This window comes from Mesorhizobium sp. P5_C1, from assembly GCF_054049815.1.
Genome location: NZ_JBFULQ010000356.1, coordinates 1 through 5880, shown reverse-complemented (window position 1 = coordinate 5880; position 5880 = coordinate 1). Strand labels below are relative to the sequence as shown.

Here is a 5880-nt window from a genome sequence, read left to right as displayed (position 1 = left end):
CTGCCGAACGGTCGCCTCCGCCTCGAGGTAGAGTTTCAGCGCTTGGCTGCGATATCCCAGAATATGCAAGGTCCAGGAAAGGTAGATCATGGCCATGCTCGGAAAGTCGCTGCCGACCTTGTCTGCGCTGTCCTTGTGGCTGAGAGCGCGCTCAAGATATTGCCGGGCCGCCACCAACTCGCCCTGTGAGAACAGACTCATCCCCTTGAACTGCAGACCTATGACGAGCGCGTTTAGGTAACCGCCCTCCTCGCCGACCCGAATTAACTCATCACTGGCCGCGAGGGCCTTACCGAACTGACCTGAGTTGAAATGGGTGCCGAAAAGCCCGTCGAGCGCCCTGATCGTCGATTCCGGCTCGCCAAGCTTCCCGCTCAGTTCTATGGCCCGCTGATATGCGGCACTGCCCTCGCCCGTCACGTAGCCTAGCGCAGCGTAGAGCACGTCGCCCAGTTCCAGTTCGAAGCGAAGCAGCCTGCGGCTACGATCGTCGGATTCGGGCAAGAGTTTCGCGGCTTCAAGCCCCTTCCTGAAGGTACGCACCGCGTCGACTTTTGCCCAAGTCTTGGCCGCCTTCAGCCCTGCCAGCAGCCAGTAGTCAGCGGCGCGGTCGAACAGACCTGCGTCTGCGAAATGCTCAGCGAGCACTTCGGGATAGGCAAAAGCCGCGTTGTGGTCGCGCAGTTCGATACATTCGGCAATCAATCGGTGAATCTGCTGCGCGCGCTCGTGCAGCATCGTGCCTCTGGCGGCCTGCTGCAGGAGCACGTGGGTGAACGAAAAGCCCGCGCCGGCTGTCCCCCGTTCGGCGACGATCAGCCCCGTGCGCACCAGGTCGCCAACCGCGGCGCGCAACTCCGCTTCGGGCCAATCGCAGATCTCGCGCAATATGTCGAAATCGAATACGCGGCCGATCGCCGCTGCGATCTGCGCAATTTCCTTGGCGGGCCCCAGCCTGTCGAGGCGGGCAAGCAGCGAGAACTGCAGGGAGTTCGGAATGTTGGTCGTAGGTGACAGACGTTTCGGCTGCGATACGTCCAGCCGCAATCCTGTTTCGACCACGCTCCGCGTAAGCTCTTCGATATAGAGAGGGACGCCTTCACTGCGGTCGAGCACCACCGAAACATCAGCAGCGAGCGCATTCGGACTGATGTCATGGACAATCGCTTCGGCATCCTCGCGGCCGAGCGCTTCAAGACTGATGTGATGCACGTCCGGCCCGTCGACCCACGGAACGCTTGAGTGGTTCCTGCTCGACACAAGCAACAGCGCAGGAGTCGAAGCCAGGCTGGCGACGATCTTGTCGAGAAGGTCGCGCGAGGTCGCGTCGGCCCATTGTTCATCTTCGAACAAGATCAGGATCGGGGTAGCACGCGCCAGATAACTGACCAAATCGATGAACGCTTGCTCGGCAATGTTGCGCTGTCGTTCGGCGCTTATCCCTTCAAGCCTGTCCGGCATAGTCGTCGGTAGGCCGAGCAGGCTTGAGAAGATCGCCAGCGCGACGTCGCTGGACACAGAACCTATCGACAATCCGTTGCTGAGCTTTCGCAGCTTTTCTTCCGTCGAGTCACCGTCCTCGATCGTTGCGATCCTCTGCAACTCCGCGAGGAATGGATAAAGGGTGCTGTTCTCAAAGGTCGGAGAACATTGCATGGTCAGCTGCGGAAAGCTGCGCAGGCGCTGCTGGATCTCGTTGAGCAACCGGGATTTGCCGATTCCCGACTCCCCCGAGACCAACACCGCATTGCCGCGCCTGTCGCGCACGACGGTCTCCCAGCGCTCCATCAGCAGTCGCAATTCGGCATTGCGGCCGCACAGCTTGGTCATGCGCGCACGCTTTGCAAAGCGAGTCGGCACCATGCGCGCCCGTTGCACCTGCCAAACCTGGACTGGCTCGGCGAATCCCTTCAGCTCATGTTTGCCGAACGTGGTGAAATCAATCGCGCCGCTCGCGGCCTCGAAGGTCGCCGCGTCGACAAGGATCGTGTTCGGCTTGGTCAGGACCTGCAGCCGTGCCGCTAGATGCGCGACGTGGCCGAAGGCGACGGTGGACACGCCGCTCGGCGCGCCGACGAACTCCCCCACCACGACCTGGCCGCTCGCGATACCCACCCTCACTTGCAACGGATATCCCAGACTTGCCGAGATGGTGCCTACCGCATCGACGATCTCGAGTGCCGCGAGCACGGCGAACTCGCTGTCGTCCTCGCCAGCAATTGGATAACCGAAATAGGCCTGGACGGCGTCGCCGATATAGCTGGCCGTCACACCCTTGCGGCGGCGGATGACGCTGCTGCAGGTCTGCAGAAAGCTCTCGATCAGGCGTTGGAAGTCCTCGGGATCCAGGCGGTCGGCATATTCGGTTGACCCCACCATGTCGCAAAACAGAATGGTGAGATAACGCCGCTCTGCAACAGACTTCCCTGGGCTGCCGGGCAAAATCGGGCTAGCCAATGGAACCGGTGTGGTCACGGCTCTGGGACCCTCCTTGGTGCGGCGACCATGTAGCACCAGTCATGTTATCGCAAATACCGGCGCTCATCAGCCGCTTTCGATCGCGTCGAGCGGATCATCGCAGCTCGTCACACTGAACATCGGCGTAGATCAAGTGATCTGCCGCGCTAAATGCCGCTTCGCTCTGGTCGAAGCAGAACCGTTTGGGCACCAAGCGTATCAAGGTGCGTCGGTTGCACTCACCAGGCAGATCGACTTGGAAAGTGCGCGGCGACATCGACGGCGTCGGATCGCTCCACTTCGTGTGACCGGCAAACGAAACGTTCTCAACCAACAAGCTGGAACCGGCTGCGCTGACCGAACCGGAGATGGCCTCGGCGTTGGTACCCTTTGCCTGTTCGATGCTCGGATAGTCGCCACTTTGTGGCGGTTCCCCATTTGCCGGAATCGCGTCCGTCCTGACGGCCACATTGATCCTGATATCGTCGCGCTCCGGAACACCACCGTAGCTGTTGCGAAAGGTCCAGCTTGCACGAAGGACACGCGTCTTCGCCTCCTCTCCGGGCGGCCGAGGCAACAGCTGAAGCCTGGAATCGGCGAGCGAAGAGCCTTCATCCTCCGCCTCTGGCGCCGGGCAGCCAGTGTAGAGTGGGCGGTAGCCACATTCGGAGCCACCGGCTCCCCATAGACAGTCGCTCAGCTTCCGCCAGTCCTCTGAGCTCAGGCGAGGCGCGCGGGAGGACAGGTCATTGCCGGACCCCGGCAACATCCAGGGATGGATGCCACCGCTGCCGGCCGCCCAATCCGTCCGGTGTGCGGCGATCCCTGCGTAGATGATCTCTTCCTCGCGCAGCTCGAGCAATTGGACCCAGGTTGGCGACGTGACCGTCGGCTCATGCCCCACTGCGTCCGCGGCAAAACGGCGGCCCGTGATTTGTGTGGTAAGCGTGTGGCAGCTTGTGCAGTTGCCCGTTGGATCGTCGACCGTCCTGGCATGGCGAAGTTCATTGGGGTAGGTGCTGGTGTAGCCGGAGCCGACCACGCGGAACGGCGCGCCCGGCAACCGCGGCCGATGCGGTAGAAAATCTCCCAGGCTGAAGGCGGTCGATTTGGGATCGTCGGCTGAACGGAACCCTACCCTGCTCTGTGCAATGTGCGGATCAATCACATAGGGGCTTTTGTTGTCATGGCATGCATGGCACGAGATCTTGAACGTCGAATCATAGATTTTCTCCGCCGCAGTCCTTCCGACATTATCGGAATAGTTTCGCCCGCCTGGCGGAACGAAGGGCTTTGACCAGTCGAACACGCTCTGGTCCTTGCGGCCGTCGAAGAAGATGATTTCTCCGGATTTCCGATTGAATCCGATTGTGCCGAAGACAGAAAATCTCGGATCCGACCGCGTCCAGTAGGGATCGGCGCTGACCTCCTGGCTGATATTGGATTTTCTGCAGAGGAACAGCCATTCAACGTTGCCGCGCACGACCCTTACGACACGCGAGTTCAGCCCACAGTAGGTCGTGCTGCCAGTCAGCGAAGGCTTGTCGCATTTGGGCAATGTCGCCGTCCATTTCACCACCTCTCCGTTTTCGTTCCTGTGCTCGAACTCCAGCGGAGAACCTGGTTTTGTCGGATTGGGCTTGAGGTCGACGACATTGCCATCAACTTCCAGTGGGATGACCTTCATTTGTGGGCTGTCGCAATCGCCGTCGGGAATAGGACCGAACACCGCCCGCGCTTCATCGCCAGACCTGGTTATGACGTCGGTGCTCTTTGAGGCTGGCGCCCAAAAGATGTCAGGGTTCCATCGCGTAACGGCTTCGGCAAACGACTTCCCATCGAGTTCAGCCGGAGCGAAATCGACGCCGCGAGGTCGCAGCAGCTTGACAGCGGAACCGCGCGGCAATTGTGACACCGCGCAGCCGCTCGCCTTGCTGCAAACCACGTCGGCCTGATCGGAGCCTTGCCTCTCGCCGGCTCGCGGCGTCGATACAAAAGCTGCATGTCGAAGCCCGATCGTCCCGGACAGCAGGAGAAGCGCAATGCCGAGGACAGCAGCGATCAGCGCAACGGCACGCATTTCAGCCCACTGGAGCGTGCCAGTGAACCCATAGCCGATCTTTGGGCGTCATCGCTTCTTGGCTGCGACAGAGCCAGCAGCATAGTCGGCGTGGACAGTAAGCGATTGAAATCGCCAGATGTCGTCGTCGCCCTTTACAAAAGAGGCCCGGGCATCCGCCGAATAGTCAAGAACCGGTGCTGGAGAGTGGGAGTCCTGCAGAGTGACCAGGACTATCGATTTGGTATTCACTGTCTTACCATCAACCACATCGAACAAGGTGTTGGTCACGAGATGCCGGGTCTGGAGCTTATCGGTTTCCAGTTTCTTAACTATTATTTTCATCTGCTCAAGAAGATCGTCTGGCGACTCCGGACCAAGATCGAGTGTCAACTTGAGGATACTGCTGCTTGTACTGCAAATCTCATAGTAAGACGACTGCGGTTTCGCAAAGAGGGCGGTGAACGCGGCTGCATTTCTTTCGTCGATCGTCCAGGCATAGCGGGACAAAAGATCTTGAATTGCTTGACGATCTTCGGCCGGAGGATTCTCGAGATTCCAACCGGGAGTAGCTTCTGTTCCGCAGGAATCAGCTGAAGCAGTGCCGCTGAAAGCAAAACAGAACCCGAAAACCAGGGCAAAAAACCTCAAAATCGCGCAACTGGTTATTATGCCTTTCCGACGCTCGCTCATGACGGCCCCCTCTTATGGAGCTTGATGGAAAAGTACCCATTCATCTTATACCACCCCAAAGAAGGTGTCAGCCGAAATCGATGGCATACGTGGCCACGGACATGATTTCGTGTTCCTGTTTTTTTGAATTTGCGGTAAGTTGCAATGCCCGGCCTGCAGCAATTTCATTCCTAACTTGCAAGGTAGGCCGTGGGCGTTTCCGGTATGTTATCGCAAACTAAAAACTCACTTAGACGAAGCAATAGAGTCTAATCGTGGTTATATAGGAGCATAAAAATGCCGAGTATTGTTCGAAATATTGTATTGGCACTTTCATGTTTTTTTAGCGTTGTGCCTTTGGCGTTTGCGCAGCAGAATCAGGAAATTGAGATAGTTCTGCAATCGCGCCTGCCTTCTTATGGAAACGATACCCCCCTAATTATTGACTTTACTCTCACGAACCGATCAGGCAGCCCGATCAGGGTGCTCAAGTGGACCACGCCAATCAACGGCGTCTCCGGCGAAATATTTTCAGTGACGAGAGGGTCGCAGCCAGTTCAGTATATCGGCCGTTTGGTGAAGCGAGGAGAACCGACTGAGGCTGATTTTATCAATATTGAACCCGGACAATCGATTTCCGTGCCCGTCGATCTGTCATTGTACTACGCCATCTATGAAGCAGGGAACTATGT

The 5880-nt window shown here is 58.3% G+C and carries 4 protein-coding genes; 1 reads left to right on the top strand and 3 read right to left on the bottom strand.

Features of this window, described 5'->3' with window-relative positions; genetic code table 11:
* From ACXJ7R_RS22920 to ACXJ7R_RS22910, 3 genes are all read right to left on the bottom strand, one after another.
* A partial coding sequence (locus tag ACXJ7R_RS22920; protein WP_457153844.1) for an ATP-binding protein occupies positions 1 to 2475 on the bottom strand: 2475 nt, incomplete at its 3' end.
* A gap of 97 nt (positions 2476 to 2572) precedes the next feature.
* Positions 2573 to 4537: a hypothetical protein gene (locus ACXJ7R_RS22915; protein WP_457153843.1), complete on the bottom strand. Its 1965-nt coding sequence runs from the start codon at positions 4535 to 4537 to the stop codon at positions 2573 to 2575.
* Between the two features lie 48 nt (positions 4538 to 4585).
* Entirely contained in the window at positions 4586 to 5209 is a 624-nt protein-coding gene (locus ACXJ7R_RS22910; protein WP_457153842.1) for a nuclear transport factor 2 family protein, read from the bottom strand.
* Positions 5210 to 5485: 276 nt separating this feature from the next.
* Here ACXJ7R_RS22910 and ACXJ7R_RS22905 point away from each other — a divergent pair.
* Positions 5486 to 5880 (top strand): hypothetical protein (locus ACXJ7R_RS22905; protein ID WP_457153841.1); only part of this gene is annotated, 395 nt, incomplete at its 3' end.

What these genes read in the sequence shown, in the direction of transcription:
- ACXJ7R_RS22915 (WP_457153843.1), bottom strand. Translation starts at nt 4,537, where the DNA reads ATGCGTGCCGTTGCGCTGATCGCTGCTGTCCTCGGCATTGCGCTTCTC.
- ACXJ7R_RS22910 (WP_457153842.1), bottom strand. Translation starts at nt 5,209, where the DNA reads ATGAGCGAGCGTCGGAAAGGCATAATAACCAGTTGCGCGATTTTGAGG.